This window comes from Wolbachia endosymbiont (group A) of Aleiodes leptofemur (genome assembly GCF_964028465.1).
Lineage (GTDB): Bacteria > Pseudomonadota > Alphaproteobacteria > Rickettsiales > Anaplasmataceae > Wolbachia > Wolbachia pipientis.
This window is the reverse complement of record NZ_OZ034782.1, coordinates 1,128,654-1,155,178: the sequence shown is the minus strand read 5'-3', so window position 1 is coordinate 1,155,178 and position 26,525 is coordinate 1,128,654. Positions and strand designations below refer to the sequence as shown.

Below are 26,525 nucleotides of genomic sequence, written 5' to 3'. Positions count from 1 at the left end.
TATAGCAGAATTTAAAAAAATCTAATTATAAGGCGGGAAGTGCCAATTTTTAGGTGATAATGTGAATATTTCAGCACCATCTTTTGTTACTCCGAGCGTATGTTCAAATTGAGCAGAAAGTGAAAGATCGCGTGTTGTCACTGTCCAATCATCGAGTTTACTGAGCAGAGTCTCATGTTTTCCAGCATTAATCATTGGCTCTATTGTAAAGAACATACCTTCCTTCAAGACGAGATTTTCATCTTGATCATAGAAATGCACTACATTTGGTGGAGCATGAAAGACTTTTCCTATACCATGTCCGCAGTAGCTGCGTACGATAGAATATCCAAAATCTCTAATATATTTCTCTATAGCAAGCCCTATTTCATTTAACTTATTGCCGGGCTTAACTTGTTTGATTGCTTCCATCAATGCATGATAAGTAGCGTCACACAAGCGTTTTGCTTTTATTGATGGCTTGCCAACCCAAAACATGCGACTTGTATCACCATGCCAGCCATTTAAAATCACCGTGACATCAATATTTAAAATATCTCCATCTTTAAGTGGTTTATTATCGGGAACACCATGGCACACAACTGCATTTTTTGAAGTGCAAATCGATTTTGGATACCCCCTATAGTTTAGTGGTGCTGGAATTGCACCTGCATTAATTATAAAATCATGACATAGATCATTTAACTCATTAGTTGTCACCCCTACCTTTACGTACGGTGCAATGAAATCAAGAGTTTCAGCAGCAAGCCTGCCAGCCTTGCGCATAAATTCAAAATCTTCTTGTGAGTGTATAGTTATGTTCATATTTTCCATGTCTTATTGTAATTGGTACGCTTACTCGCAAGTACATAAACATAATAATTTTACATATTATAAAAATAAGCCCTATGGATCCTAGTGTCAAGTCATTTGTATGAAAGGTGGTAAAACAGAAATCTAGACTGTAACTTTTGATTTAACCCAATTATACAATTTACTCATTTTACCATCCTGACCTAAAATACCAGAATTATTTTTATAAAAAGTGTCAACTATTAGCTTTATAGAGCCTATAGCAGCAGAAAATACAGGATTTTTATCATATTCGCCATCAAGACCGCTACAAGACTCAGGGCACCCAATTCGAACTTGCTTATTGAATATATAGCCTGCAATTTCCTTCATGCTTGTGAGTTGACTAGTTCCACCTGTGATCACTACTTTATTAATTGGATCTTTCTGCTCTTGAAATTGCTCTCTTACCATTTCAAGTATTTCTTCAACTCTTGGTCTTATGATGTTAATAAGCTCAGATTTGAATACTTGAGTAGGTTCATCATTTTCGTTGTTTTGCATTGTAATGTACTCATTCTCATCTATTGAAGTTACGATAGTGCTGCCATACAGTATTTTTATATACTCTGCACGTTCTATGCTTGTGCATAGCCCGTAAGCAATATCTCGAGTGATATGAACACCACCAATTGGAACGCTGCTTGCATACACAAGTTTCCCTCTTTTGAAAATTCCAATTGCAGTGCACCCACCGCCTATATCAACAATAGCAGTCCCGAGCTCTTTTTCATCTCCACTCAGACAGGCAAGACCTGCAGAATATGCAGAAGCAATACAACCTGCCATATTTAATCCACCATTATTGGTAATACAGTTTTCAATATTGGTAAGCGCTGGACGCGAAGCAGTGACAACATTAACATCAGCAGATAGTCTTTTTCCGTACAATCCACCAACTTCTTTTATGTCAGTCATGTCATCTAAGTGATATTTTAGTGGTATATTGTGAATGATAACATTGTCTTCAATATATTTCTCAAATGTTTGAAAAACTACACGTCTTATATCACGCTCAGAAATCTCATGGTTAGCTGCAATAATTTCATTATGTACATTGAAAGATGAGATGCCACATCCAGCAATGTTCACATATATCTGATCTATGGTTTCTTCTGATACTTGCTCAGCTAAACCTATAGTTGATGAGATGGAGTAATTTGCGTGTTTTACATTAGTTATCGACCCACCGTTTACACCTTCTGCAATCTTATAACCCGTTCCTGTTACTTTATAGCTGAAGTTGCTATTTATTTTAACGATTAGACAAATAATCTTTGTTGTACCTATGTCTAAAACAGCAAAAACGTTTCTCTTTGGTTTTGCTATTACTGCAGAGTACATTAGTTAACCTTATTACGCAATTTCATTTAAATTGTAGCTTTCTTTAATAATTTATATTTCTATTATAGATATAGCAACATTTTAATATACACTAAATTCTGGACAAAAGGAAAAGCAAAACATAGAATTATAATTTTTATGTCCATATTACCAATTGTAATTGCCCCTGATGAAAGACTAATCACACGTGCCAGTGAAGTAACAGATATAAACGATAAAATTAAAGAATTAGTAAACGACATGTTCGAAACTATGTATGATGCAGAAGGTCTTGGCCTTGCTGCAGTGCAAGTTGGAGTGTTAAAGAGAATTTTTGTTATGGATATTCAGCTAGAAACGATTGAAAATGAGCCAGCAGGATATGGCTCAACTGGCAAATTTTACATGATTAATCCTGAGATTACAGAATTATCCGATGAACAAGTAATTCTCAAGGAAGGATGCCTTTCAATTCCAGAGCAAAGTCATGAAATTAAGCGTCCAAAGTATTTAACTGTGAAATACAGAGACTTAAATAACGAAGAACAGACGCTAAAAGCTAGTGGTTGGCTTGCAAGGTGTATTCAGCATGAATTAGATCACTTAAACGGCATATTATATATTAGACATTTATCTAAATTAAAGTATGATATGGCCATGAAAAAAGCACAAAAGGTTAAAAAGCATTATGAGCAATGAAGACCTAGAATTATTAAAATTTTACCATGAAGTGGGCGTTGATTGCACACTAACAGAGGGTGAAGAGGAAAAAAAGTTGGAGAGCAAAGAGGGTGTGCAACCCTCTGTTATCCAAACTGGGACCCAGAAGAAAGATGCAGATACGCGCTGGGGTGACACTAAAGATGGAAAAGACATGTTTCCAAGTGACTGGATAATCGAAGCAAGGAAACTTGCAAGCAAATGTAATAGTGTGGATGAACTAAGAAGTGCAGTTGAATCATTTGAAGGTTGTGAGATAAAAAAAACTGCAACTAATACTGTCTTTTCCGATGGTAATCCAAACGCAAAAGTTATGCTCGTTGGTGAAGCTCCAGGAGCAAATGAAGACCTTCAAGGCATACCATTTTGTGGTGCAAGTGGAATGTTGCTCGATAAAATGTTAAATGCAATCAATCTTGATCGCACTAAGGTATACATAAGCAATACTGTATTTTGGCGTCCACCTGGCAATAGAAAGCCAACCGACCTAGAGCTTGATATGTGCAGACCATTTGTCGAAAAACACGTTGCACTAGTTTCACCACAAATTTTAATTTTGGTCGGGGGAATCGCATGTTATAGCCTTCTTGACAGCACAAAAACTATATCGAATTTGCGTGGCAGATTTCATACGTACACTAACCAATATTTGTCCAATTCAATCACCACAGCTGCTATATTTCATCCAGCTTACCTACTTCGCCAACCAGCACAAAAACGTTTAGCTTGGGAGGATTTGAAAAAGATTAGGGAGTATCTTGATAACACCAATAACTGCACAAATACCTAATAAAGTGGTAGACCTCTTGCATAGTTTTTTGCAGCATGTTAACAATCGTTAGAAACGAAAAAACTTCCTTGACAAACTCCGCCAGCCCCCTTATCATAAAATTTAAGCTATTGTATTTGCTTTCGCCAATCTGCAGATTAAAAGGTAAGGATTACTTAATGTATCGGCGTCTTATGTTCAATTTTTTGCAGTATATAGATACTGTATGTCTTTACAAAACTTCATCTACATCTAGATTTTTATCTAAATAAGCTGAACGCGCTTATAAAGCGTTACAAGACATCAAAAAATGCCAATACTCGACAGAGATAGTAAAAGACTAGCTAACTCGGGGGTTCTTTGTCTTTTTTTCTGCTTAGTAAATTTCTTAAACATTTGCAGCGTAGGTTAGTTGCAATTAAAAGCAGCTGAATTTCGCTTGTCAAGCGTTTAAAACATAAAAAACGCCAATATTTTAAAGCAGATAATAACCCCAGGGCTTCTTTTGCCTTTTTTTTTATTTGGTAAATTTCTTAAATATTTATAGCTAAACGACAATCGTCATCCCGCTGCTTGTTAGCGGGATCTATGCTTTGAGATACCGCGAATAAATCGCGGTATGACGTAGAGCTCGCGTTAGCTATACTTTTATGCTTACCAACTCAGTATCCAATCAAAATCCTGGATTTCAGTGTCAAGCACTGAAATGACACCAAAAGGGCTACTGCTGTTTTGGATGGAAACCAGTGTCAGCTACTTGAATCTGCCACGCAAATTGCCTGCAAATTGCAATGTTCGTACAGCTGTGCGTCATGCGCTGGAATGGCATCAAGGGGTAACTTTTTATTTAAACAATGATTGTAAAATGATTATAATAAGAGATCTATTGAAATTTTAAAGTTATTAAATATTGACGCTATATACTTAAGTGTTAAAATAGAATGAAAAGTTTTTAGGAGTTTATATGGCAGCAGGTGGGAAAGCAAAGACAGCTAGTAAAAATAACCCTACTCAGCGTAAGAAAGCTGAGCAAAAAATGTATAAAGATAAACCGGTAAAACCTGTTAGATATATAGATCGTGATTCGCGCATGAATTATATGTCTGCTCAATATGACAACGGCAATCTGGTTGAAGATGAGGTAAGCGGCAATCCTATAAAGTGGGAAGCTGTATAATAGTTGTGGTTAAAGTTACTATTAATTCTAAGGAATGTGAAGTAGAGCATGGGCTCACTATAATTCAAGCTTGTGAAGTTGTGGGCGTTGAAATTCCACGTTTTTGTTATCATGAGCGTTTAGCAATTGCTGGTAATTGCAGAATGTGTTTGGTTGAAGTGGAGGGTGGACCTCCAAAACCAGTAGCCTCTTGTGCAATACCAGTTGCAGAAGGGATGGTTATTCACACTGATACCCCTAAGGTTAAAAAAGCACGTGAAGGTGTGCTTGAGTTTTTGCTAATTAACCACCCGCTTGATTGCCCAATTTGCGATCAGGGTGGTGAATGCGATTTGCAAGATATCACGATGGCTTATGGGAAAGGAACCAGCAGACTTGATGAGCATAAGAGGGCTGTGCCAAAAAAACACTTCGGACCACTGATTGAGACCGCGATGAATCGATGCATTCATTGCACTCGGTGTGTTAGATTTTTGTCCGATGTTGCAGGTACAAATGAACTTGGAGGAATCGGAAGGGGAGAAAATGTAGAGATTAGCACTTACATAAAAAGGCATATTAGTTCTGAATTATCTGGAAATATCATAGATCTCTGCCCGGTAGGGGCTTTAACTTCAAAGCCTTACTCCTTTACAGCGCGTCCATGGGAGCTATCACATTGTGAGACTATAGATGTGCTAGATGCTGTGGGAAGTAGCATTAGAGTTGATTATCGTGGCCTGGAAGTTATGCGAATATTACCAAGGCTGAGCGAAGAGGTAAATGAAGAATGGATATCAGATAAAACCCGCTTTGCCTATGATGGACTAAAAGTTCAGCGTCTTGATCGACCTTATGTAAAAAAAGATGGTAAATTAGCCCCAGTTGATTGGAATGAAGCATTAACTGTTGCTGCAAAGAAATTAAAGAATACAAAATCAAATAAAATAGCTGCAATTGCAGGTGATTTAGCAGATTGTGAGTCTATGCTTCTACTCAAAGAAGTGATGCAGAAGCTTGGCTCGGGGAATATAGACTGCAGGCAAGATGGTGCAAAGCTTATACCAAGTAATCGTGGATCGTATGTGTTCAATACCACTATTGAAGGTATAGAAAATGCAGATTTATGCCTGCTTATAAATACAAATCCAAGGATAGAAGCACCGATCATTAACGTAAGATTGAGAAAGAGATATTTACAGGGCAACTTTCCTATTGCAAGTGTTGGTCCTAACATTGAATATTTATATTATGTCGAGAAATTGGGCGATAATCCTGATATTTTGAGTGAAATAGCAAATGGAAGTCATAAATTCTGTGAGCTGCTGGTGGCTGCTCAAAACCCTATGCTGATCATTGGTCAAGATGCATTAATAAGAGATGATTCTGAATCAATTCTAATTCTAGTTGGCAAAATTGCAGAAAAATTTAACATGGTCAGAGATGACTGGAATGGCTTTAATGTGCTACATAAAGCTGCAGCAAGAGTTGGTGGGCTAGATACTGGGTTTGTTCCTAAAAAAGGCGAAAGGGATATTAATCAAATATTGGAACATGCAGAAAGTGGTGAAATAGAAGTGGTTTATCTTCTTGGTGCAGATGAAATTGACACATCAAAGTTAGAAAACACATTTGTAATTTATCAAGGTCATCACGGTGATAAGGGTGCACATGTGGCAGATGTTATCTTGCCTGGTGCTGCATATACAGAAAAATATGCAACTTATGTAAACACTGAAGGTCGAGTGCAAAGAACAAATTTAGCTGTATTTCCTCCAGGTGAAGCAAAGGAGGACTGGTTAATTATTAAAAATCTCTCGCAATATTTGGATCTCTCCTTACCATATGATAGTTTATTTGACGTGAGAAAAAAATTAGATACTATCGGTCCACAGTTTAGAAATGCTGATCAAGTGATAAAAAACACATGGGTGCCAATTAGCAATGGTAAAATAAATTTAAGTAATACACCTTTTACTTTAAAGGAGTGTAATTTTTATATGACGGATTCAATAAGTCGCGCTTCAAAAATAATGGCAGATTGTACTAAAGCTTTTTATGAACACGCTAGTTAATATTTTATTTATTTTAGTACCGCTACTACTTTCAGTTGCATATTTGACATACTTTGAGCGTAAGGTCCTTGCTGCAATTCAACTGAGGCACGGCCCAAGTGTAGTTGGACCTTTTGGACTATTGCAGCCATTTGCAGATGCTATTAAACTACTGATTAAAGAGCCGATAATACCATTTAGAGCGAGCACCATACTGTTCATTATGGCTCCAATGCTTACCTTTATCTTGGCATTAATTGCCTGGGCAGTTATACCGTTTGGTGCTGAAGTAATTGTAGAAAATGGCCAGCAAGTAGTTATTCCTAAGGTTATAGCAAATATTAATGTTGGAGTGCTTTACGTGCTAGCTATATCGTCGCTGGGAGTATACGGCGTGATTATTGCAGGCTGGTCAAGCAACTCCAATTATGCATTCCTTGGCGCTATACGGTCGGCTGCTCAGATGATTTCATATGAAGTTTCAATAGGCTTAATAGTTGCTGCAGTCGTTATTACCACTGGAACATTAAATCTTGGAGAGATGGTGGTAGCGAAACACAATATGCCATTTTGGGTTGATTTGCTACTAATGCCTATAGGAATAATATTTTTTATTTCTTTGCTTGCAGAAACTAATCGTCACCCATTTGATTTACCAGAAGCTGAAGCAGAGCTTGTCTCTGGATATAACGTTGAATATTCATCCATGCCTTTTGCCCTCTTTTTTCTTGGAGAATATGCAAATATGATTCTAGCAAGTGCTATGATGACGATATTCTTTCTAGGAGGATGGTATCCGCCGCTGGAGTTCAGTTTACTTTACAAAATTCCAGGTTTAATTTGGTTCATTTTGAAAATAGTTATACTTTTGTTTATATTTATTTGGATTAGAGCAACAATACCTCGTTATCGATATGATCAGCTAATGCGCCTTGGTTGGAAAGTATTTCTACCAATATCGGTGCTTTGGGTGATACTCATTTCAGGGGTGTTGCTCTTTACTGGGAATTTGCCTGGATCCAATGTTTAATTTCCCAAATACAAGATTAAGACTCAGGCGCTCGAGCAAATGGGTTCGCAATTTAACAAGTGAAAATAGTTTATCAGTAAATGATCTGGTTCTTCCTCTGTTTGTTCATGACAGAGAAGAAACAACTGAACCAATTTCTGGCTTACCAGGCGTAAAGTGTTATTCAATAGATGGATTAGTGTCTATAGTTAAGGAAGCTAAGGATTTAGGAATTAATGCTGTTGCAATTTTTCCTGTAGTTGATAGTAAACTAAAATCTGAAAACGCTGAGGGAGCATATAATTCTGACAACTTAATCTGCAAAGCAATCCGTGCTGTAAAATTAAAGGTACCTGAAATTGGTATTATTGCAGACGTTGCACTGGATCCATACACTATTCATGGCCATGACGGCATTTTAAAAGATAATCAGATGGATGTAGAAAACGATGAAACTATATCAGTACTGTGTAAGCAAGCACTTGCTTTAGCGAAGGCAGGATGTGATATAGTTGCTCCTTCTGATATGATGGATGGTAGAGTAGGAAGAATCAGAAAATCATTAGATGATAACAACTTTCAAGACGTATTAATATTATCTTATGCAGTGAAATATTGCTCTAGCTTCTATGCTCCATTCAGGCAAGTCGTTGGTTCATGTGGGCTATCACATTCTATAGACAAAAGTGGTTATCAAATGGATTATAAAAATGCGCGCGAAGCAATGTGCGAAATTGAAATGGATATAAATGAAGGTGCAAACTTTATTATGATTAAACCAGGTATGCCATATTTAGATATTATCAAAACAGCAAGTGATAAGTTTAATTTTCCGATTTTTGCTTACCAAGTAAGCGGTGAGTACGCAATGATAAAAGCTGCTGCAAATAATGGCTGGCTAGATTATGACAAGGTGATTTATGAATCTTTGATTGGTTTCAAACGTGCGGGTGCAAGTGCAATATTCACTTACGCTGCACTTGATATTGCAAAAAATTTAAGTGCATAAGCCCTATAAAATTATTAAATTTTTGGCGCACGTTCTTCTACTGTTGCTGCATATTACTTAAAGTTTTCCAATACATGTTTTAAGTTGTTGATAAGTCCGTTACAATACAGTATTATAAATAATATAAACCAAGTGTTACTTAGAACATGGGGATTTTTTTTAAATTTTTGGGAAAGATGCTAGGCAAGGTTTTTCCTGCTAAAACAGTAAGCTCTCTTTTAGGAATAGGATATTTACCAAGTTGGCAGAACTATTGGTCTTCTTTTTTAATATTATTTATTGTCGATGTTATATTAATTCTTACATATGGAGGCGAATACTTACTATATAAAATGCCAGACTCAGGAATAGTTGTAGCTGCTGTTTTTACAAAATTGGCAATAGTTATGTTAGTAATGCAATTAATTGGAATATTTATTTTTCATGCTCAAGACCCTTCAGCAAACAGTGGTGAAGAAATAGTAATACAAATAGCGTCAGGGCAAGTACTGACTGTAGCACTTTCAATGCCAGCAATAATGTCAATTTATTATGCTGTAAGTAAACTCTATGGGAATATATGTAAGCAGATGTTTCAATGCCCATTTTGGTTTAATGATTTTATGCACTTTTTCTTTTTTCTTATGATACCTTACGTATTTTTTAATGTCGTAGAAGTGATAAAACCATGGCCAATAAGTTCAATACAGCTCAGCTATAATAATGCAATGTCAATTACATTTGAGGGGATTTTTCACACATTTTATGCGGTGATTTTACTGTATTTAACAGCATTTATATTCTGCGATTTAACTATGCATGATGCAATTGTCCTAAATAAAAGCATAATTCAGTATGTGAGGGAAAGTTCAGCAGTTTTAGGTGATTATTTACATGATACTGTTAAAAAAATAGGTATTGAATAGTACTTATTTATTTATATATTTAGTATAAAAAGTGTACAATTTGTGTGAACTTACAAAGTATAATAAAAGAGTTACAAGATTTTTGGGCTAGTGAAGGATGTGTTATACTTCACCCATACACATCTGAAGTTGGTGCTGGCACATTACATCCTGCAACAATTATGTCTGCAATTGATACAAAACCGGCAAAAATTGCATATCTACAACCAGTAATTAGGCCAGCAGATGGGCGCTATAGTGATAATCCTAATCGTTTGTATCAACATCACCAATATCAAATTATAATAAAGCCATCTGGTAATAATTTACAAGACGTCTATTTAGATAGCTTAAAAGTTCTTGGCATATCTACAGAAAAATATGATATTAAGTTTGTTGAAGATGATTGGGAAAATCCGAGTGTTGGTGCATCAGGACTTGGTTGGGAAGTTACATGCAATGGAATGGAAGTAACACAGCTTACTTATATACAGCAAGTTGGAGGGATTGACTGCAAGATGATTCCTGGTGAGGTGGCATATGGGTTGGAACGTTTAGCAATGTGCATACAAGGTGTAGATAATGTTTACGATATAATTTGGAACGATAACGGTGTAACTTACGGAAATATTTTTAAACAAAGAGAATATGAATTTTCTTATCTAGCGTTAGACTATTATGATACTAAAGTGGTACAGCAGCAATTCGAAGATACGGAAAAATTGTGTAAGTTCCTTATTGAAAAGGAGCTACCAATGGCAGCCTATGACCAATGTATTAAAACTAGTCACCTACTTAATCTGCTTGATGCAAGAGGTGTGCTTGGTGTGAATGAACGTACAGCTTATATTGGTAAAGTTAGAGAGCTAACAAAAAAATGTTGTGAATTGTACATGAGTAAATAGCGTATGTCGTTGCAGTTATTATTTGAGTGCCTTTCAGAAGAAATACCACCGAGAATGCAGAATGTAGCTGCAACTAAAGTTAAGAGCTGTATTGCCAATGTTTTTAACAAAAATAATGTAAAATTTACATCAATGGAGGTTTTTGTAACGGCACGTCGCATTACCCTATTTGTCGACAACATAAATGCTTTGGAGCTAAAGGATTCCAATAACGAAGTTAAGGGACCAAACATTAACGCACCAAAAAGTGCTATCGAAGGTTTTTTAAGAAAATATCAGAAAAATGAAGAAGATTTGCTCGTTCGAAAAGTAAATAATGAGGATTTTTACTTCATTAAAAGAGAAAGCTGCTCATTTAACATTCAAGAGTTTCTTAAAAATCAACTAGGAGAAATATTAAAAAATTTCTCTTGGCCAAAAAGTATGAGATGGGGCAAAGGAAAAGAAAGGTGGGTTAGGCCAATTAAAAACATTTTATGCATTTTAAATGATGAAATAATACCTGTATCTTTTGCAGGGATTACAGCATCTAACACAACATATGGCCATCGATTTCTCTCAAGTGGTACGGCGCTTACTGTTAAAACACCTAAAGACTATTTTGAATTGCTAGAAAAAAACAGTGTAATTCTCCAAATGGACAAAAGAAAGCAATTTATACTAGATCAGATTAATAAATTCACAAAAGAGCAGAATTTACAACTTGAGAAAAATGATTATTTACTAAATGAATTGACAGGGCTTATAGAGTGGCCAATCGTACTGTTTGGTGAAGTGAATCAAGAAAAGTCATTTGGATTACCGAAGGAAGTAATACTTAGTATAGTTAATACACAACAAAAATACCTTGCTTTAAGTAATGGAAAGAGAATTTCACACTTTGTCACTGTTGTCAACGTCAACAATGGTGAAGTTGTTAAAGGACACGAAAGAATATTAGAAGCACGTCTTGCTGATGCCCAATTTTTAATATCTCAAGATAAAAAGGAAAATCTAGATTATTATGTCAAAAGATTAGGTTCAATATTATTTCATGCTTCACTTGGCAGCGTGGGGGAAAAGGTGAAGCGTATTACGGCTTTGTCAAAGTATATAGCTATATTTATTCCACATGCTTCGCTGATAAAAGTTGAACGTGCTGCATATTTGGCAAAAGCTGATTTGGCAACATCGATAGTAAGAGAGTTTCCAGAATTACAAGGAGTAATGGGTGGATATTATGCTTCTTATTTTCAAGAAGATAGAGAAATAGTGGAAGCTATAACTGAGCATTATAAGCCAATCGGGCCAGAGCAGGAGTGTCCTAAATCTCCTTCTGCAATTGCTGTGTCAATTGCAGACAAAGTGGATAGCTTAGTTGGTTTAATTGCAGCAGGTGAGAAAATCTCTGGTTCGTATGATCAATTTGGTTTGCGGAGAATGACAATTGGTATAATTAGGACAATACTTGAAAATAATTTGCATGTTCCAATTAGGCTAATGATAGACAAGTCAGTATCTTTATATTCAAGGCTTCTATTTAATAAAAATACAGCGTCAGTTGATAAGCCGAATAGAAAACAAATTTCAGAACTAGTATTTAGATTTTGCTTAGAAAGATTCAAGGTTATTTTAAAAAATAGAGATATAAGGCAAGATGTTGTAGATTCAATACTATATAAAATCGATATTAATGATCTGCTGACAGCAGAAAAGCAAACTGTTATATTGGATCGTTATCTTAGTACTCCAGAAGGTGAACAAATTCTAAGCACTTACAAAAGAGTCAGTAACATGATGAGCAAAGCAAGGAAAAGTGATGGCACTACTTATAGTGCATCTTACGGTAAGAGGTTTTTGATTGAAAGTGAAGAAATTGCGCTATCAAATTGTGCTATAACTGCTTGTAAAAACATAAAACAAGCGATAAAAAATAACCACTTTAATGTAGCACTTGATGAACTTGCTGGTTTTGATCCGTTTATCAATCAGTTTATGGACAGTATAAAGATTAACTGTGATTCTGATAAGCTGAGAAGAAACAGATTATCTTTGCTTGAAAATGTAGTTTCCATCTTTCATTTAGTAGCAGATTTTAACCTCATACAGGTTAAACAATGGATAAATGCTCAGGCAATATAAAGAACAAATCAAATCATCTCCACAATCCTGTGGCGTGTATAAGATGGTTGGAGATAAGAATAAAGTTTTATATGTTGGAAAAGCAAAAAACTTAAAGTCAAGGTTATCCGACTACCTTCAATTCGAAAACCTTTCTGAACGAATTAGAGTTATGCTCTTACAGGTTATTAAGGTTGAAATATTCATCACTGAGAATGAAATCGAAGCACTGCTTCTTGAAGCACAGCTAATAAAATCATTGAAACCACTTTATAATATTGTGCTCAAGGATGGAAAATTTTATCCTTATATGACAATTTCCAAGCACGATTATCCAAGAATAGCAAAATATAGAGGCAAATTTAAGAAAAATGAGTTTCATTATTATGGTCCCTTTACATCTGCCGCTGCTGTTAAGCAAACTATATTGTCATTGCAAAAAGCTTTTCTCCTAAGAGTATGTTCAGATCAATACTTTTCCTCAACAAAAAGACCATGTATTGAATATCAAATTAAGCGCTGCTCAGCACCATGCATAAACAAAATCACAAAAGACGACTACTGCCAATCAGTAAAACAGGCACGAAATACATTGCTTGGAAGAAATAAGGAAGTGAAAGAACAGTTACTTTTCACAATGAGAAAGTGCAGCAGTGAAGAAAACTATGAGCTTGCTGCTATATATAGAGATCGGGTAAAGTTTCTTGAGCAAATTCAAATACAGCACAAGGATTTTTCTTTTGAAAAAGATGCAGATTTCTTCAGTATTGTACGTGAAGAGGATCTAGCATGTATTAGTGTGTTATCGTTCAGAAATAAAGACAACTACGGCAGCACTCCTTACTTTGCCGAGAACTGTGGTGATCACTCAAATGATGAAATTTTATCCACCTTTTTGGTCAATTTTTATAATTCAGCTAACATACCTCCAATACAAATTTACGTTCCAGATTCTATTGTGGATAAGGAAATTATAGAACAAGCACTATATAAGGTTGCTCAAAAGCCAGTAAAAGTTCTGCATGCAAAGAATAAAAAAGAGCGTGATTTATTGAAATTTGTTTATGATAACTCTCAGCATAGCTTAGAGCAGAAGCTTATCGATTATAGAAATAACCTAGAAAAGCTTGAGGAGCTTAGCAAAATCTTCTTGTTACCAAATATTCCAAAGCGTATTGAGGTTTATGACAATAGCCATATATTTGGAAACCAACAAATTGGTGTAATGGTTGTTGCAGGGCAGGAGGGTTTTTTAAAAAGTGAGTACAGAAAATTTACTATAAAGGAAAAATTTTCAGGCGATGACTATAAAATGATGAGGGAAGTGCTAACCAGACGTTTCTCCGGCAATATAAAAGGCATAATACCTGATTTTTTACTGATTGATGGTGGACCAGGACATGTTTCCATAGTACAGAATGTACTGGAAGTATTGAATATAAACGTTCCTTTTGCTTGTATGGCAAAAGGTCCTGATCGTAACGCAGGAAATGAAAGATTTTATATGCTGGGCAGGGAAGAATTCAGTCTGGCAAATGACAGCAAAGTCATGCTTTACTTACAATCGCTGCGTAATGAAGCCCACCGTTTTGCGATAACTTCACATAGAAAAAAACGCGATAAACAGTTTATAGTTTCACAATTAAGCAAAATACCCGGCATTGGCAACAAAAGAAAAAAAGCGTTGATGTCTTATTTTGGTTCAGTGAAAAATATAAGCAAAGCTTCTCTGGCTGAAATTCAAAACATACCTGGAATTAGTAAAGGTTTAGCAGAAGTTATTCTTAAACACGTAAATTATAAGAGAGGAGTACTGGAATGACACAAAACCCGTTTTATTATTAGGGAATTTATATCTTAAAACCGCAAAAAAAGGTGTGCGTATTTGTGAAAAAAAATCTCCATAAAATTTGTGAAGCAATGTGGTGGGACTAGTGCGATTCGAACGCACGACCTTCAGATTAGGAGTCCAACGCTCTATCCTGCTGAGCTATAGTCCCGTATTTCCTACCATTCATGTAAAGTTATAGCAAAAAATCCTTTCTTTTCTAGATTTCTTGCATAACCAATTTATGACGACAAAAAACATTTCTGTACTTCTTGAGTATAATGCTATTATATTTAATAACATGGTTTAAGTAAGATTAATGCTAGTTAACAATATTGGTTATTTCTATAACAATCAAAACGACTTTGCTTTAAGCAATATAAACATTAAAGTAAAGAAAGGAAATGTTGCATGTTTATTGGGGCATTCTGGCTGTGGCAAGTCAACAATTTTGAAATTAATTGCGGGGATAGAAAATCCAAAATCTGGAACTATTTTTATAAATGATAGGTTAGTTGCAAGTAATAAGGCATCAGTCGCTATAGAGCATAGAAATATCGGATTGATTTTTCAGCATTCTGCATTATTTCCTCATAAAACAGTAGTAGAAAATATAACCTTTGCTATCCGCAGCTCTTCCAAGAGAGAAAAGCACCTAATTGCATTGGAAATCTTGAAGTTACTCAATATAGAAAAATATGAAAATATGTACCCTAACGCCTTATCTGGAGGACAGCAACAATTAGTTGCAATAGCAAGAGTGATGGCACAAAACCCTGATGTTGTGTTGTTAGATGAACCATTTTCTAATTTAGATATACTGCTCAAGTGCCGAATAAGACAACATATATTGTCCCTTTTTAGAAGTAAAAATATCCCTGTGCTAATGGTAACTCATGACCCGCAAGAAGCATTGAAAGTTGCAGATTTTATCTACGTAATGAAAAATGGTAAAATTATTCAATCAGGAGTTTCTAGCGATATATACCATAAGCCTAAAGATGATACGCTAGCAAAGTTTTTTAGTGAGCTCTCTTCTAATCTACAGTTAAGCGAAAAGTTTCCACTTATTCGCTGCAAGAAAATAATCTAGTTTGGGATTGTTATAAAATAATTAAAAAACCTTGATTTATAATTAAATAAAGGTGATATAATCTATGTGTTACTTGACTTCAGTCAAGTTTTAATATTTAAAGGTCAATATTTTAAATGGAGGTGAAAATGAGTTTAGGACCATGGCAATTGTTTCTAGTCTTAATAATAATTTTAGTTCTGTTTGGTGCAGGCAGATTACCGCAAGTTATGGGTGATTTAGGAAAAGGCATCAAAAACCTTAAACAGGAGCTTAAGGACTCAGAAAAATTATCGTCTAATGAACCAGATCGTTAGCGTCCTCATACTTCGTGACATGCACCTTAGTGCATGTCATCTGTTTAAAAACTTAGTCAGGTTAAAGAATGAAAGAGATGAAGTGTTGGTATGAAATAAATAACAAATATTGAAATACAGCAACAACTATGTTAGCTTAAGAGGAATATTTTATTAAAGGATAATTGTGCAAAAAAGTGAGAAACTAACTAAAGATAAAAAACTAGCTTCTGATATTCTAAAAGAGGTTGCAGATACCAATAACAATGATAGCAATAAAGTAACTTTGTTTGACATTAAAACAGCTTTGCATGAGCGCGGTTTTGGTATTTTAATAATCATCTTCTCCTTGCCGCTATCGGTGCCTATACCGGTTCCACCTGGTTATACAACTATTCTTTCTATACCTTTAATCTTATTCTCACTGCAGCTTCTATTTGGATTTGATTCTCCTTGGATGCCCAGTTGGCTAGAAAGAAGATCTTTTCAGCGTTCAACACTAGCTCTTGTGGTAGAGAAAACTTCCCCTGTATTAGAAAAAATAGAAAAATTCATGAAGCCAAGACTGTCTTTCATTTTCTATGGGCCTGGTGAGAAGATTCTGGCTTTTATGATGTTGCTTTGTGCAATAATAATAGCTCTTCCATTACCTTTTACTCACTTCCTTCCTGCAATTGGCACAACTCTTATTTCACTTAGCATTATGAGTAAAGACGGGTTTCTATCCATATTGGGAGTTTTAGTATCATTGTGCGCGTTGTTGCTTACTCTTGTTGTAATAGTCAAAGGACCACAACTTATAACCGGAGCACTTTCTCTTCTTAAAAGCTTTACAACACTTTAACAAAAGAACGAATTACTAGCGCAAAATGAATAATGCATATTGAAATAAAACAATAATTGTGTTAAGAATTATTTTTATCAAAGGTTTTTCGTGTCAAAAAATGATAAGTTGACTAAAAGTGATAAATTAGCTTCTGATATTCTAAAAGAAGTTGCAGATACCAATAACAATGATAGCGATAAAGTAACTTTGTTTGACATTAAAACAGCTTTGCATGAGCGTGGTTTTGGTATTTTAATAATCATCTTCTCCTTGCCGCTATCGGTGCCTATACCGGTTCCACCTGGTTATACAACTATTCTTTCTATACCTTTAATCTTATTCTCACTGCAGCTTCTATTTGGATTTGATTCTCCTTGGATGCCGCATTGGTTGGAAAGAAGGTCTTTTCAGCGTTCAACACTAGCTTTTGTGGTAGAGAAAACTTCTCCAGCATTAAAAAAAATAGAAAAGTTCATGAAACCAAGAATGTCTTTTATTTTCTATGGGCCCGGTGAAAAGATTTTAGCTTTTGTAATGTTGCTTTCTGCATTATCGATAGCTCTTCCATTGCCTCTTACTAACTTCATTCCTGCAATTGGTACGACTCTTATTTCGCTTGGCATTATGAGTAAAGATGGGTTTCTATCCATATTGGGAGTTTTAATATCATTGTGTGGGCTATTGCTTACTCTTGTTGTAGTAGTCAAAGGGCCACAACTTATCATTGGGGCATTTTCTTTTCTCAAAAGCTTCGTATATGGTTAGGCTTTACAACACCTTAACAAAAAAAAAGGAGCTTTTTACACCTATCGATAAAGATCATGTGAAAATGTATGTTTGCGGACCAACAGTATATGACACAGCACATATAGGCAATGCACGGTCTGTTGTTGTGTATGATGTGTTATTTCAGCTACTTAAGTTTTGTTATGGCAAAGTTACCTATGTGCGTAACATAACCGACATTGATGATAAGATAATTAATGCAGCAAGTGAAAAAAATAGCAACATAGAAAGTATCAGCACATATTACACCAAGGCTTTTCATGAAGATATGAGAAGCATAAATTGTGCAGAGCCAACACACGAGCCAAAAGCAACGAAAAACGTAGATTATATTATAAAATTAATTGAACATTTGCTGCAATCAGGCCACGCTTATGAATCTGACAAACATGTGTATTTTAATATAGAATCTTACCATGAATATGGTGCTTTATCAGGAAAAAAAACTGATGAATTGGTTCCAGGTAGCAGAGTTGAAGTTAATGAAAATAAAAAGCACCCGGGAGATTTTGTGCTGTGGAAGCCTGCAAATGATATTGACTACAAACTTTCAAGTTATTGGAATAGCCCATGGGGAGAGGGCAGACCTGGATGGCATATAGAATGCTCAGCAATGTCATATGCTTACCTTGGCAAAGATTTTGATATTCATGGTGGCGGCATAGATTTACAATTTCCTCACCATGAAAATGAAATTGCACAGAGTAAGTCTGCATTTGCTGGATCAATGTTTGCAAAATACTGGATACATAACGGTTTTCTTACAGTAAATGAAGAGAAAATGAGCAAGTCCTTATTTAATATAGTCAAAGTAAGAGATTTGCTAGATAGTGGAATAAAGGGTGAAGTAATACGCTATGCACTGCTCAAAACTCACTACAGAAAACCACTTGATTGGACAGAAAACGTTATTTCTGACGCACAGGAAACCTTAAATAAATTTTATCGGCTATCACGTGGTTTAGATACAATAAATATTGATGAAAGTAACGCAGAGATTTCTAAAGATTTTATAGACGCTTTAAAAAACGACTTAAACATTCCTGAAGCTCTAGCTATATTACATGAAATGGCTGCAAAAATTAACAAAATGAGTAATGAAAGTGAAAAGCTAAAATTAACTGAGAGTTTTGTTAAGAGTGCCAGATTTATTGGTCTTCTTGAGTCAAGTTATGAAAAGTGGTTTGCTGTGGATGTAAATCATCAAGAAATAGAAAGGTTGATAGACTTAAGAAAAATTGCAAAAAAAAATAAAAATTACGATACTGCAGACAAAATAAGGGATCAGTTGAAACAAATGGGGATTACAATTTCTGACAATGAAGATGGTACAACAACCTGGTAAACTCATATGGAAAATTACTTTCTGTTATTCACAGATAGTCTAGTATCATCATTAGTCTTACCCATACATCAAGGTTTTGTGTTCAATACCATGCTTTATTTCAGGTCGTATCAGACTCCACTACTGATGTTATTTTTTGGAGTACTAGGATCAAGCCTTGGTGGAATAGTTAACTGGTATTTAGGTAGAATAACAATCTCTATACGAAAATCATACCGCAAACTAGAGAACGAGCATAAAACACCAAAAATCGTAAAAAATCTACTGATTTGTGCAGTTACATTACTTTCATGGGTGCCAGCACTTGGAAGTGTGATTCAAATTTTATCAGGTTATTTTAAGTTAAACCTTTATACCCTTGCCCCTTTAATCATTCTATCTAATTTCTTCTATTTGTTATATCTAATACTTACTTTTGGAGTATAACAGCTATAGTACTACAGCCATTAAAGCCCACTTCTGTCATCCTATGCCCTGATAGAAGCGGAGCTATAAATTAGAGGTTGTCCGGAAACAAGTAAAAGGCTATAATATCTGAAATTTTAGTACGGGGTAAAGATGAGAAAAAAGTATCCAACAGATCTAAGCGAAAGGGAATGGGCAAGAATAGAAAAACACTTCAGAGTATCATACAAGAAAGGAGGAAGGCCGCCAAAGTATAGCAAAAAAGAAATATTAGAAGCAATTTTCTATGTATTGCGTACAGGGTGTCAATGGCGGTATTTACCAAATGATTTTCCGCTATGGAAGACTGTGTATGAGCAGTTCAGGCAATGGAAGAAGCAGGGAATTTTTGAGAAAATGAATTATGAAATTACAAAATATAGTAGAAGAAAAATAGGAATGAATGAGCAGCCGAGTGCCTGTATAGTAGATAGTCAATCTGTAAAGACTACAGAAAAGGGGGGATCAAAGGCTATGATGGAAGTAAAAAAGTAAAGGGTAGAAAAAGGCATATAATTACAGACACTCAGGGTTTTATACTAGGTTGTTACGTAGGCGCTGCTAACGAAAATGATAGAGATGGTATTAAAATAGCATTAAACAATATGAGAACAAAATATACTAAAGTTAAAAAAATGTGGGCTGAAATGGGATACCAAGGAAGAAATTTAAAGAATCACATAAAGGAAGAATATGACATAGATATTGAAATTGTTAAAAGGCCTCCATGTAGATTTTGGGTGCACAAAGATACTCCACCTGAGCTACTACCAACAAGAGAACAAGGGTTTAAAGTACAGCCAAGAAGATGGGTTGTAGAAAGGACTTTTGCTTGGGTTAATAGGAATAGAAGGCTATCGAAGGAGTATGATTTACTCACAACATCCACTGAGAATTTCATATACCTAGCTATGAGTAGGGTTATGTTAAAGAGGGAATATGCTTGAATTTACTAGTTTCCGGACAACCTCTAAATATAGATCCAAGTAGTCACGCTACTTGGATGACGAGGTAGAGGGTACTGGAATGACATAGGATAATATGGGATGAAGGAGATAATACAAGAAAACATTAGCTATGTTTTTTGCATAACAATGCATCTCTTCATTCCCGCTAAGTCGTATACATATTCCTGAAAAGCTAATTCGTATGAGGGGATTATTTTGTCAATATTGCTTTGATCTTCACCTATCTCCAATATCGCAAACCCATTTTTTTTAAGGCACCTCCTTAATATTGGAAAAATGCTCAAGTAACAGCTCAAACCATCAATACCACCATCAAGGGCAATTCTTGGTTCCTTTTGCACTTCAGCTTGCAAGTCTTTCAATTTGCTTCTTTTAATATATGGAGGATTACTGATTATAAGATCGAATGAACCTCTGCACTCTGTCCACGAACTTGGAAATATTTTGGCTCTGCTGAGAAGATCATGTTTTTTTGTGTTCTGATAGGCAACTTTATATGCTTCCAAGCTTTTTTCAAAACCGACGCCAACAGCATATTCATACTCACTAAGTGCGGATATCAATAAACAACCTGTGCCTGTACCAAAATCTGCAATTTTTAGTTTCTGTTTTTTGTTTGGGTAATATTTTAACACTGCTAGGATTATTGTTTCACTATCTGGCCTTGGATCTAAAACATGCTGGTTAACTATAAAATTTTTACTCCAGAATTCACGATTACCTATTATTTGCGATATTGGATATCTTTCCGCTCTTTTTTTTGTTAATTTCCAAAATAAAAGTTCTTTCTCCATCGGCACTTGATCAGCATGGTTCACAATTATAAATGATCTTTCCACTCCAAGTACGTGCTGCATGATGATTTCACAATCTAAATGTTGTGATTCAACTTTATGTGACGATAATAACTCCGATCCTTCTTGAATTAAAGTGCTGATTGTTTTCATTATTCTAAAAATATGTTTCTTTCAGCCAAAAATAGCAAGATGAGCTTCCAGTTTAGGGTAGCTGCACTAAATCCCAGTGTCAAGCACGCAGCTGTACGAACATTGCAATTTGCAGATCCAAGTAGCTTGACTACTTGGATCCAGCTAAGTTGGTGAGCATAAAAGTATAGCTAATGCGAGCTTTACGTCATACCGTCACGGTATCTCTAGATTCCGCTAACACGTAGCGGGACGACGAGGTCAGGGTGTCATCCTAGTACCTTCTCCTGTCATCCCAGTGCCCTGACTACTTGGATCCAGGAAAAAGAATGGTGTCATCCAAGTAGCCTCCCTCCCCTGTCATCCCAGTGCCCAGACACTGGGATCCAGAAAAGTTTGCTTGTAAGCAAGCAAACTAGCACAGAAAGTGGTTACAACATTTTCGATGAGATTATATGGAAAACTGGATTCCAGTGTCAAGCACTGGAATGACACCTTCCTGCCCAGTTCATGTTGCCATAAATATTAAGAAATTTACCAAGCAAAAAAAAGGCAAAAGAAGCCCTAGTCATTGTCTATTTTCAGTATTGGCGTTTTTTAAGTCTTAAACACTGCAATTTAGCTGCTTTTAAATGCAACTCACCTTAGTTTAAATGTTTAAGAAATTTACTAAGCAAAAAAAAGGCAAAAGATATCCCGTATTAGCTAGTTGTCACTCTCTAATCCTGCAAATTGGCGTACTATACTGTCTTAAACGCTTTATAAGCGCGTTTCAGCTTATATAGGTAAAAACCCAGAAATGTTGTGAAGAAGTAAAGTGTGCATAGTGCAAAAAATTAAAAATAAGACGCCAATCACGTAATACTGTTGTCATTTAATCTGCACAGATTGAAGATAAATGAATACCTTCAGTACCATGATAATGGGGCTGGCGAAGGGTGTCAAGTAAGTTTTTTCGTTTCTACTGAATGACAGTTGTGGCTTGGGAGGTAGTGCAAGAAGTCTACTGATGGCTTTCAAGGCAGTTGAGCTTAATTATTAGAGTAGTAATGTTTATTTTTATATTGACTATTGAGGTTTATTATTTTATAACTAAAAACTTAGTTATTTTAATGAGCTTGAGTTTATAACATATGCCTACGATAAATCAATTAATACGTAAGGGTAGATTAGGATTGACCCATAAGAAAAAGGTACCAGCTTTGGGAGAAAGCAACCCTCAAAGGAGAGGTGTTTGCACTAAGGTGTATACTACAACTCCTAGAAAGCCTAACTCAGCACTCCGTAAAGTAGCCAGAGTAAAAATTAGTGGGTATGGTGAAGTGACGGCTTATATACCTGGTGAAGGTCATAATTTACAAGAACACTCTGTTGTTTTGATACGTGGTGGGCGGGTTAAAGATTTGCCAGGTGTGCGTTATCACATAATAAGAGGTGCTCTTGATCTGCGTGGTGTGCAAAATCGAAAGAAAGCTCGTTCAAAATATGGTGTAAAGAAATCTGGTTAAAGTTTATGGCTCGTCGGAATAAAGCAAAAAAAAGAGAAATAAGTCCTGATTCGCGTTACGGCAGTGTTTTGCTGATGCGTTTCATTAATACAATCATGAAATGTGGTAAAAAATCTACTGCAGAAAAGATTATCTATGACGCTTTGTCTTTAGCTGAAAAGAAAATAGGCGAAGGTGGGTTATCAATTTTTGAGACAGCAGTAGGAAATGTTACTCCTTCTATAGAAGTGCGTTCTCGACGCATTGGTGGTGCAACTTATCAAGTACCTGTTGAAGTTCGACAAGATAGAGCGGTTTCTTTAGCGTTAAGGTGGATTGCTAAAGCAACTTCTGCTGCTCGAAAAAAGAGTGGAAAAACCACTGTTGATTGTTTGCAATCTGAAATACTGGATGCTTATAATAAACGCGGTGGTGCGTTTAAGATGTGCGAAGAAAAATATAAAATGGCTGAAGCTAATAAGGCATTTTCTCATCTTCGTTTTTAATGTTAGCTAATTAATTGTGATATGGAAATTGGAATATCTAAATACAGAAATATAGGGATAATGGCTCACATAGATGCTGGTAAGACTACCACAACAGAGCGTATTTTATTTTATACTGGTAAGCAAAATAGAATTGGTGAAGTGCACGATGGTGCAGCTTCTATGGATTGGATGGAGCAGGAAAAAGAGCGTGGTATTACAATCACATCTGCTGCAACAACATGTTTTTGGAATGATCATAGGGTCAATATAATAGACACTCCTGGTCACGTTGATTTCACTATTGAAGTTGAGAGATCTTTAAGGGTTTTGGATGGTGCAGTTGCTGTATTTGATGGAGTTGCTGGAGTTGAACCTCAATCTGAGACAGTGTGGCGTCAAGCTGATAAATATAGCGTTCCTCGTATCTGCTTTGTTAATAAGATGGATAGAATAGGGGCAAATTTTTATCGATGTGTTGATATGATAAAGACGAAGCTTGGTGCAGCACCTTTAGTTATTCATTTACCAATAGGGAGTGAGAAAGATTTCAAAGGTATAATTGACCTTATTTCTATGAAAGCCATTATATGGCAAGAAGAAACGTTGGGCGCTAAATTTTCTTATGAAGATATTCCTTCTGATTTGCTTGATAAGGCTCAAGAATATCGAAATCTTTTATTAGATGCTGCAGCTGAGATGGATGATGAAGCGATGAATACTTACTTTGAGTCTAATGATCTGCCAGTGGATTTACTGAAAAAATGCGTGAGAAATGGGACCATTAAAGGAAAATTTGTTCCTGTGTTATGTGGATCAGCTTTTAAAAATAAAGGCGTACAACCACTTTTAGATGGTGTGGTTGACTTTTTACCTTCTCCTATTGATGTTGATGTAATTGTTGGAATTGATCCTAAAGATTCAGAAAAGAAAATTGAGGTCAAACCTTCAGAAAAAGAGAAATTTGTTGCTCTTGCATTTAAAGTGATGACGGATAAATTTGTAGGAAGCTTGACGTTTATCCGTATTTATTCTGGTAAATTAAAGTCTAAATCTACCGTTTCAAATGCGTTAAAAAACGAAACTGAAGGGATTGGCAGAATGTTACTTATGCATGCAAATAACCGAGAAGATATAACTGAGGCTAGGGCTGGAGATATAGTTGCTTTAGTTGGGCTAAAGAAAACAACCACCGGAGATACTTTATGTTCTGTTGATTTTCCTATATTATTGGAGCGTATGGAATTTCCTGAGCCTGTTATTGAAATTGCTGTGGAACCTAAAACCACTTCAGATCAGGAAAAATTAGGTATTGCTCTAAATAGGTTGGTTGCAGAAGATCCTTCTTTGAGAATGTCAGTAAATGCGGAAAGTGGCCAGACTATATTGAAAGGCATGGGTGAGCTCCATCTTGAGATTATTGTTGATAGAATGAAGCGCGAATTTAACGTTGAGGCTAACGTCGGTGCTCCTCAGGTTGCATATCGTGAAACTATCACTAAATCTGTTGAAATTGATTACACTCATAAAAAACAATCTGGTGGAGCTGGTCAGTTTGCTAAGGTTAAAATAAAATTTGAACCTCTTGAGCCTGGTTCTGGGTTTCAATTTGAAAGTAAAATTGTAGGTGGTGCTATTCCAAAAGAGTATATTCCTGGGGTAGAAAATGGCTTGGAGTTGATAAAAGAAGGTGGTATAATTTCGGGATTTCCGTTGATTGATTTTAAGGCTACCCTTCTTGATGGTGCTTTTCATGAGGTTGATTCTAGTCCTTTAGCTTTTGAACTTGCTGCTAAAGGTGCTTTTAAAGAGATGGCAAATAAAGCTGGTCCAAAAATGCTGGAGCCTATAATGAAAGTTGAAATCATTACTCCTGAAGAATATATGGGTGATGTTATGGGTGATATAAATAGTAGAAGAGGAAATGTTGCTGATATGCTCGATTTAGGTAATAATAGTAAAATAATTACTGCTTCGGTACCTCTTGCAAATATGTTTGGTTATATCAACGTTTTGCGTTCTATGTCTCAGGGAAGGGCACAGTATAGTATGCATTTTTCTTGTTATGAGCAAGTGCCACAATATGTGGTTGATGAGTTAAAGTTAGAGTATAATTAAGGGTAATAATTATGACAGCAGTAGTGGAAGCATTTGGAAAGCCGCATGTAAATGTGGGAACAATAGGACATGTGGATCATGGGAAGACGACGTTAACAGCGGCGATAACGAAGCATTATGGAAATTTTGTAGCGTACGATCAGATAGATAAAGCGCCAGAAGAAAGGAAGAGGGGGATAACGATAGCAACAGCGCATGTTGAGTATCAGACGGAAAAAAGGCATTATGCACACGTTGATTGTCCTGGACACGCTGACTACGTAAAGAACATGATAGTAGGTGCAGCACAGATGGATGCGGCGATATTGGTAGTGTCGGGGGTTGATGGGCCAATGCCACAAACGAGAGAGCATATATTGCTGGCGAAGCAGGTAGGTGTTGGATATATCGTGGTGTATATAAATAAAGCTGATGTTGCTGATGCTGATATGATAGATTTAGTAGAAATGGAAGTGAGGGAATTACTGAGTAAATACGGATTTCCAGGGGATGAAGTGCCTGTGGTGGTTGGTTCAGCGCTCAAGGCGCTGGAGGATGACAGCAGCGAATATGGAAAGAAATCAATAGATAAATTGATGGAAAAGTTAGATGAATATGTAGCGGTTCCACCAAGGCCTGTGGATTTACCATTTTTATTGCCAATCGAAGATGTATTTTCGATATCGGGGCGAGGAACAGTGGTAACAGGAAGAATAGAGAAGGGAGAGATAAAGACGGGAGAAGAGATAGAGATAATAGGTCTGAAAGCGACGCAAAAGACGATATGCACAGGTGTTGAGATGTTTAAGAAGTTGCTGGATAAGGGAAGTGCAGGACTCAATGTAGGAATATTGTTAAGAGGAACAAAAAGAGAAGAAGTGGAGAGAGGGCAAGTATTAGCGAAACCGGGGACGATAACACCGCATAGAAAGTTTAAGGCGGAGGTTTATATATTAAAGAAAGAGGAAGGAGGAAGGCATACACCATTTTTTGCGAATTACCAGCCACAGTTTTATTTAAGGACAACGGATGTAACTGGGAGCATAAAATTGCTAGATGGGAAGGAGATGGTAATGCCAGGAGATAATGTGAGTGTAGAAGTAGAATTGCAAGTACCGATAGCAATGGATAAGGGATTGCGTTTTGCGATAAGAGAAGGCGGTAGAACTGTTGGTTCTGGTGTTGTTTCTGAAATTTTGGAGTGA

Annotated in this window: 25 protein-coding genes and 1 tRNA gene; 22 read left to right on the top strand and 4 right to left on the bottom strand. The window is 36.0% G+C overall.

All coding sequences use genetic code 11. The features are described 5' to 3' along the window. Positions 1-21: 21 nt before the first annotated feature. Positions 22-804, bottom strand: coding sequence for a type I methionyl aminopeptidase (gene map, locus ABWU67_RS06170; RefSeq protein ID WP_006279681.1), 783 nt, complete (start codon positions 802-804; stop codon positions 22-24). 132 nt (positions 805-936) lie between these two features. Continuing rightward, on the bottom strand, positions 937-2,175 hold the full coding sequence (gene ftsA / locus ABWU67_RS06165) for a cell division protein FtsA (protein ID WP_006279680.1): 1,239 nt from the start codon (positions 2,173-2,175) through the stop codon (positions 937-939). Between the two features lie 138 nt (positions 2,176-2,313). On the opposite strand from ftsA, the gene def reads away from it, so the two are divergent. From def to uvrC, 10 genes are all read left to right on the top strand, one after another. Then, positions 2,314-2,853 carry a peptide deformylase gene (gene def / locus ABWU67_RS06160; protein WP_264329787.1) on the top strand — a complete coding sequence of 180 codons (540 nt, stop codon included), beginning with the start codon at positions 2,314-2,316 and terminating at the stop codon, positions 2,851-2,853. Further along, positions 2,843-3,664, top strand: coding sequence for a uracil-DNA glycosylase family protein (locus ABWU67_RS06155; protein ID WP_353281950.1), 822 nt, complete (start codon positions 2,843-2,845; stop codon positions 3,662-3,664). Before def ends, ABWU67_RS06155 begins: the two co-directional genes overlap by 11 nt. 943 nt (positions 3,665-4,607) lie before the next feature. Continuing rightward, entirely contained in the window at positions 4,608-4,820 is a 213-nt protein-coding gene (locus ABWU67_RS06150) for a hypothetical protein (protein ID WP_006279675.1), read from the top strand. After that, complete coding sequence (nuoG, locus tag ABWU67_RS06145) at positions 4,805-6,874, top strand: NADH-quinone oxidoreductase subunit NuoG (RefSeq protein WP_341822062.1); 2,070 nt, start codon at positions 4,805-4,807, stop codon at positions 6,872-6,874. Before ABWU67_RS06150 ends, nuoG begins: the two co-directional genes overlap by 16 nt. Next, on the top strand, positions 6,858-7,883 hold the full coding sequence (gene nuoH / locus ABWU67_RS06140; RefSeq protein ID WP_038199678.1) for an NADH-quinone oxidoreductase subunit NuoH: 1,026 nt from the start codon (positions 6,858-6,860) through the stop codon (positions 7,881-7,883). Before nuoG ends, nuoH begins: the two co-directional genes overlap by 17 nt. Continuing rightward, entirely contained in the window at positions 7,876-8,871 is a 996-nt protein-coding gene (gene hemB / locus ABWU67_RS06135) for a porphobilinogen synthase (protein WP_353281947.1), read from the top strand. Before nuoH ends, hemB begins: the two co-directional genes overlap by 8 nt. A gap of 146 nt (positions 8,872-9,017) precedes the next feature. Next, positions 9,018-9,776: a phosphatidylglycerophosphatase gene (locus ABWU67_RS06130; RefSeq protein WP_182364786.1), complete on the top strand. Its 759-nt coding sequence runs from the start codon at positions 9,018-9,020 to the stop codon at positions 9,774-9,776. Positions 9,777-9,820: 44 nt separating this feature from the next. Next, on the top strand, positions 9,821-10,660 hold the full coding sequence (locus tag ABWU67_RS06125; RefSeq protein WP_353281945.1) for a glycine--tRNA ligase subunit alpha: 840 nt from the start codon (positions 9,821-9,823) through the stop codon (positions 10,658-10,660). A 3-nt stretch (positions 10,661-10,663) separates the two neighbouring features. Then, positions 10,664-12,781, top strand: coding sequence for a glycine--tRNA ligase subunit beta (gene glyS, locus ABWU67_RS06120; protein WP_353281943.1), 2,118 nt, complete (start codon positions 10,664-10,666; stop codon positions 12,779-12,781). Beyond that, the gene (uvrC, locus tag ABWU67_RS06115) at positions 12,765-14,582 is read left to right on the top strand and encodes an excinuclease ABC subunit UvrC (protein WP_353281942.1); all 1,818 of its coding nucleotides are present in this window, start codon (positions 12,765-12,767) and stop codon (positions 14,580-14,582) included. The genes glyS and uvrC overlap by 17 nt, the downstream gene beginning before the upstream one ends. Positions 14,583-14,683: 101 nt before the next feature. Here uvrC and ABWU67_RS06110 read toward each other — a convergent pair. Next, positions 14,684-14,760, bottom strand: a tRNA-Arg gene (locus ABWU67_RS06110). 147 nt (positions 14,761-14,907) lie between these two features. On the opposite strand from ABWU67_RS06110, the gene ABWU67_RS06105 reads away from it, so the two are divergent. The 7 genes from ABWU67_RS06105 (at position 14,908) to ABWU67_RS06075 (ending at position 20,304) form a co-directional block, all read left to right on the top strand. After that, positions 14,908-15,681: an ABC transporter ATP-binding protein gene (locus ABWU67_RS06105; RefSeq protein WP_353281940.1), complete on the top strand. Its 774-nt coding sequence runs from the start codon at positions 14,908-14,910 to the stop codon at positions 15,679-15,681. A gap of 128 nt (positions 15,682-15,809) precedes the next feature. After that, a complete protein-coding gene (locus ABWU67_RS06100) occupies positions 15,810-15,977 on the top strand; it encodes a twin-arginine translocase TatA/TatE family subunit (RefSeq protein WP_006013840.1) in 168 nt (55 codons plus the stop codon). Positions 15,978-16,143: 166 nt separating this feature from the next. Continuing rightward, on the top strand, positions 16,144-16,800 hold the full coding sequence (locus ABWU67_RS06095; protein ID WP_010962397.1) for an exopolysaccharide biosynthesis protein: 657 nt from the start codon (positions 16,144-16,146) through the stop codon (positions 16,798-16,800). A gap of 90 nt (positions 16,801-16,890) precedes the next feature. Continuing rightward, complete coding sequence (locus ABWU67_RS06090; protein WP_010962396.1) at positions 16,891-17,547, top strand: exopolysaccharide biosynthesis protein; 657 nt, start codon at positions 16,891-16,893, stop codon at positions 17,545-17,547. Next, positions 17,540-18,913 carry a cysteine--tRNA ligase gene (gene cysS, locus ABWU67_RS06085; RefSeq protein WP_010082300.1) on the top strand — a complete coding sequence of 458 codons (1,374 nt, stop codon included), beginning with the start codon at positions 17,540-17,542 and terminating at the stop codon, positions 18,911-18,913. Before ABWU67_RS06090 ends, cysS begins: the two co-directional genes overlap by 8 nt. A 6-nt stretch (positions 18,914-18,919) precedes the next feature. Beyond that, on the top strand, positions 18,920-19,339 hold the full coding sequence (locus ABWU67_RS06080; RefSeq protein ID WP_353281937.1) for a YqaA family protein: 420 nt from the start codon (positions 18,920-18,922) through the stop codon (positions 19,337-19,339). Between the two features lie 132 nt (positions 19,340-19,471). Then, positions 19,472-20,304, top strand: a protein-coding gene (locus ABWU67_RS06075) for an IS5-like element ISWpi1 family transposase (RefSeq protein WP_353281801.1) whose coding sequence is annotated in 2 segments (ribosomal slippage) — positions 19,472-19,841 and positions 19,841-20,304 — 834 coding nt in all. Because the reading frame shifts where the segments join, the coding sequence is not laid out codon by codon here. A gap of 128 nt (positions 20,305-20,432) precedes the next feature. On the opposite strand, the gene prmC is transcribed toward ABWU67_RS06075, so the two are convergent. Next, positions 20,433-21,272 carry a peptide chain release factor N(5)-glutamine methyltransferase gene (prmC, locus tag ABWU67_RS06070; protein ID WP_341822025.1) on the bottom strand — a complete coding sequence of 280 codons (840 nt, stop codon included), beginning with the start codon at positions 21,270-21,272 and terminating at the stop codon, positions 20,433-20,435. 434 nt (positions 21,273-21,706) lie between these two features. Here prmC and ABWU67_RS06065 point away from each other — a divergent pair, with 434 nt between their 5' ends. The 5 genes from ABWU67_RS06065 to tuf all read left to right on the top strand — a co-directional run bounded on the left by ABWU67_RS06065 (position 21,707) and on the right by tuf (position 26,525). Then, positions 21,707-21,859, top strand: a complete 153-nt coding sequence (locus ABWU67_RS06065) for a hypothetical protein (protein WP_007549315.1) — start codon at positions 21,707-21,709, stop codon at positions 21,857-21,859. 525 nt (positions 21,860-22,384) lie between these two features. After that, entirely contained in the window at positions 22,385-22,759 is a 375-nt protein-coding gene (gene rpsL / locus ABWU67_RS06060; RefSeq protein ID WP_006279787.1) for a 30S ribosomal protein S12, read from the top strand. Between the two features lie 5 nt (positions 22,760-22,764). Further along, positions 22,765-23,244, top strand: a complete 480-nt coding sequence (gene rpsG / locus ABWU67_RS06055; RefSeq protein ID WP_007549313.1) for a 30S ribosomal protein S7 — start codon at positions 22,765-22,767, stop codon at positions 23,242-23,244. 21 nt (positions 23,245-23,265) lie between these two features. Further along, complete coding sequence (gene fusA, locus ABWU67_RS06050; RefSeq protein ID WP_010962308.1) at positions 23,266-25,341, top strand: elongation factor G; 2,076 nt, start codon at positions 23,266-23,268, stop codon at positions 25,339-25,341. 11 nt (positions 25,342-25,352) lie between these two features. Beyond that, positions 25,353-26,525, top strand: coding sequence for an elongation factor Tu (gene tuf / locus ABWU67_RS06045; protein WP_010962309.1), 1,173 nt, complete (start codon positions 25,353-25,355; stop codon positions 26,523-26,525).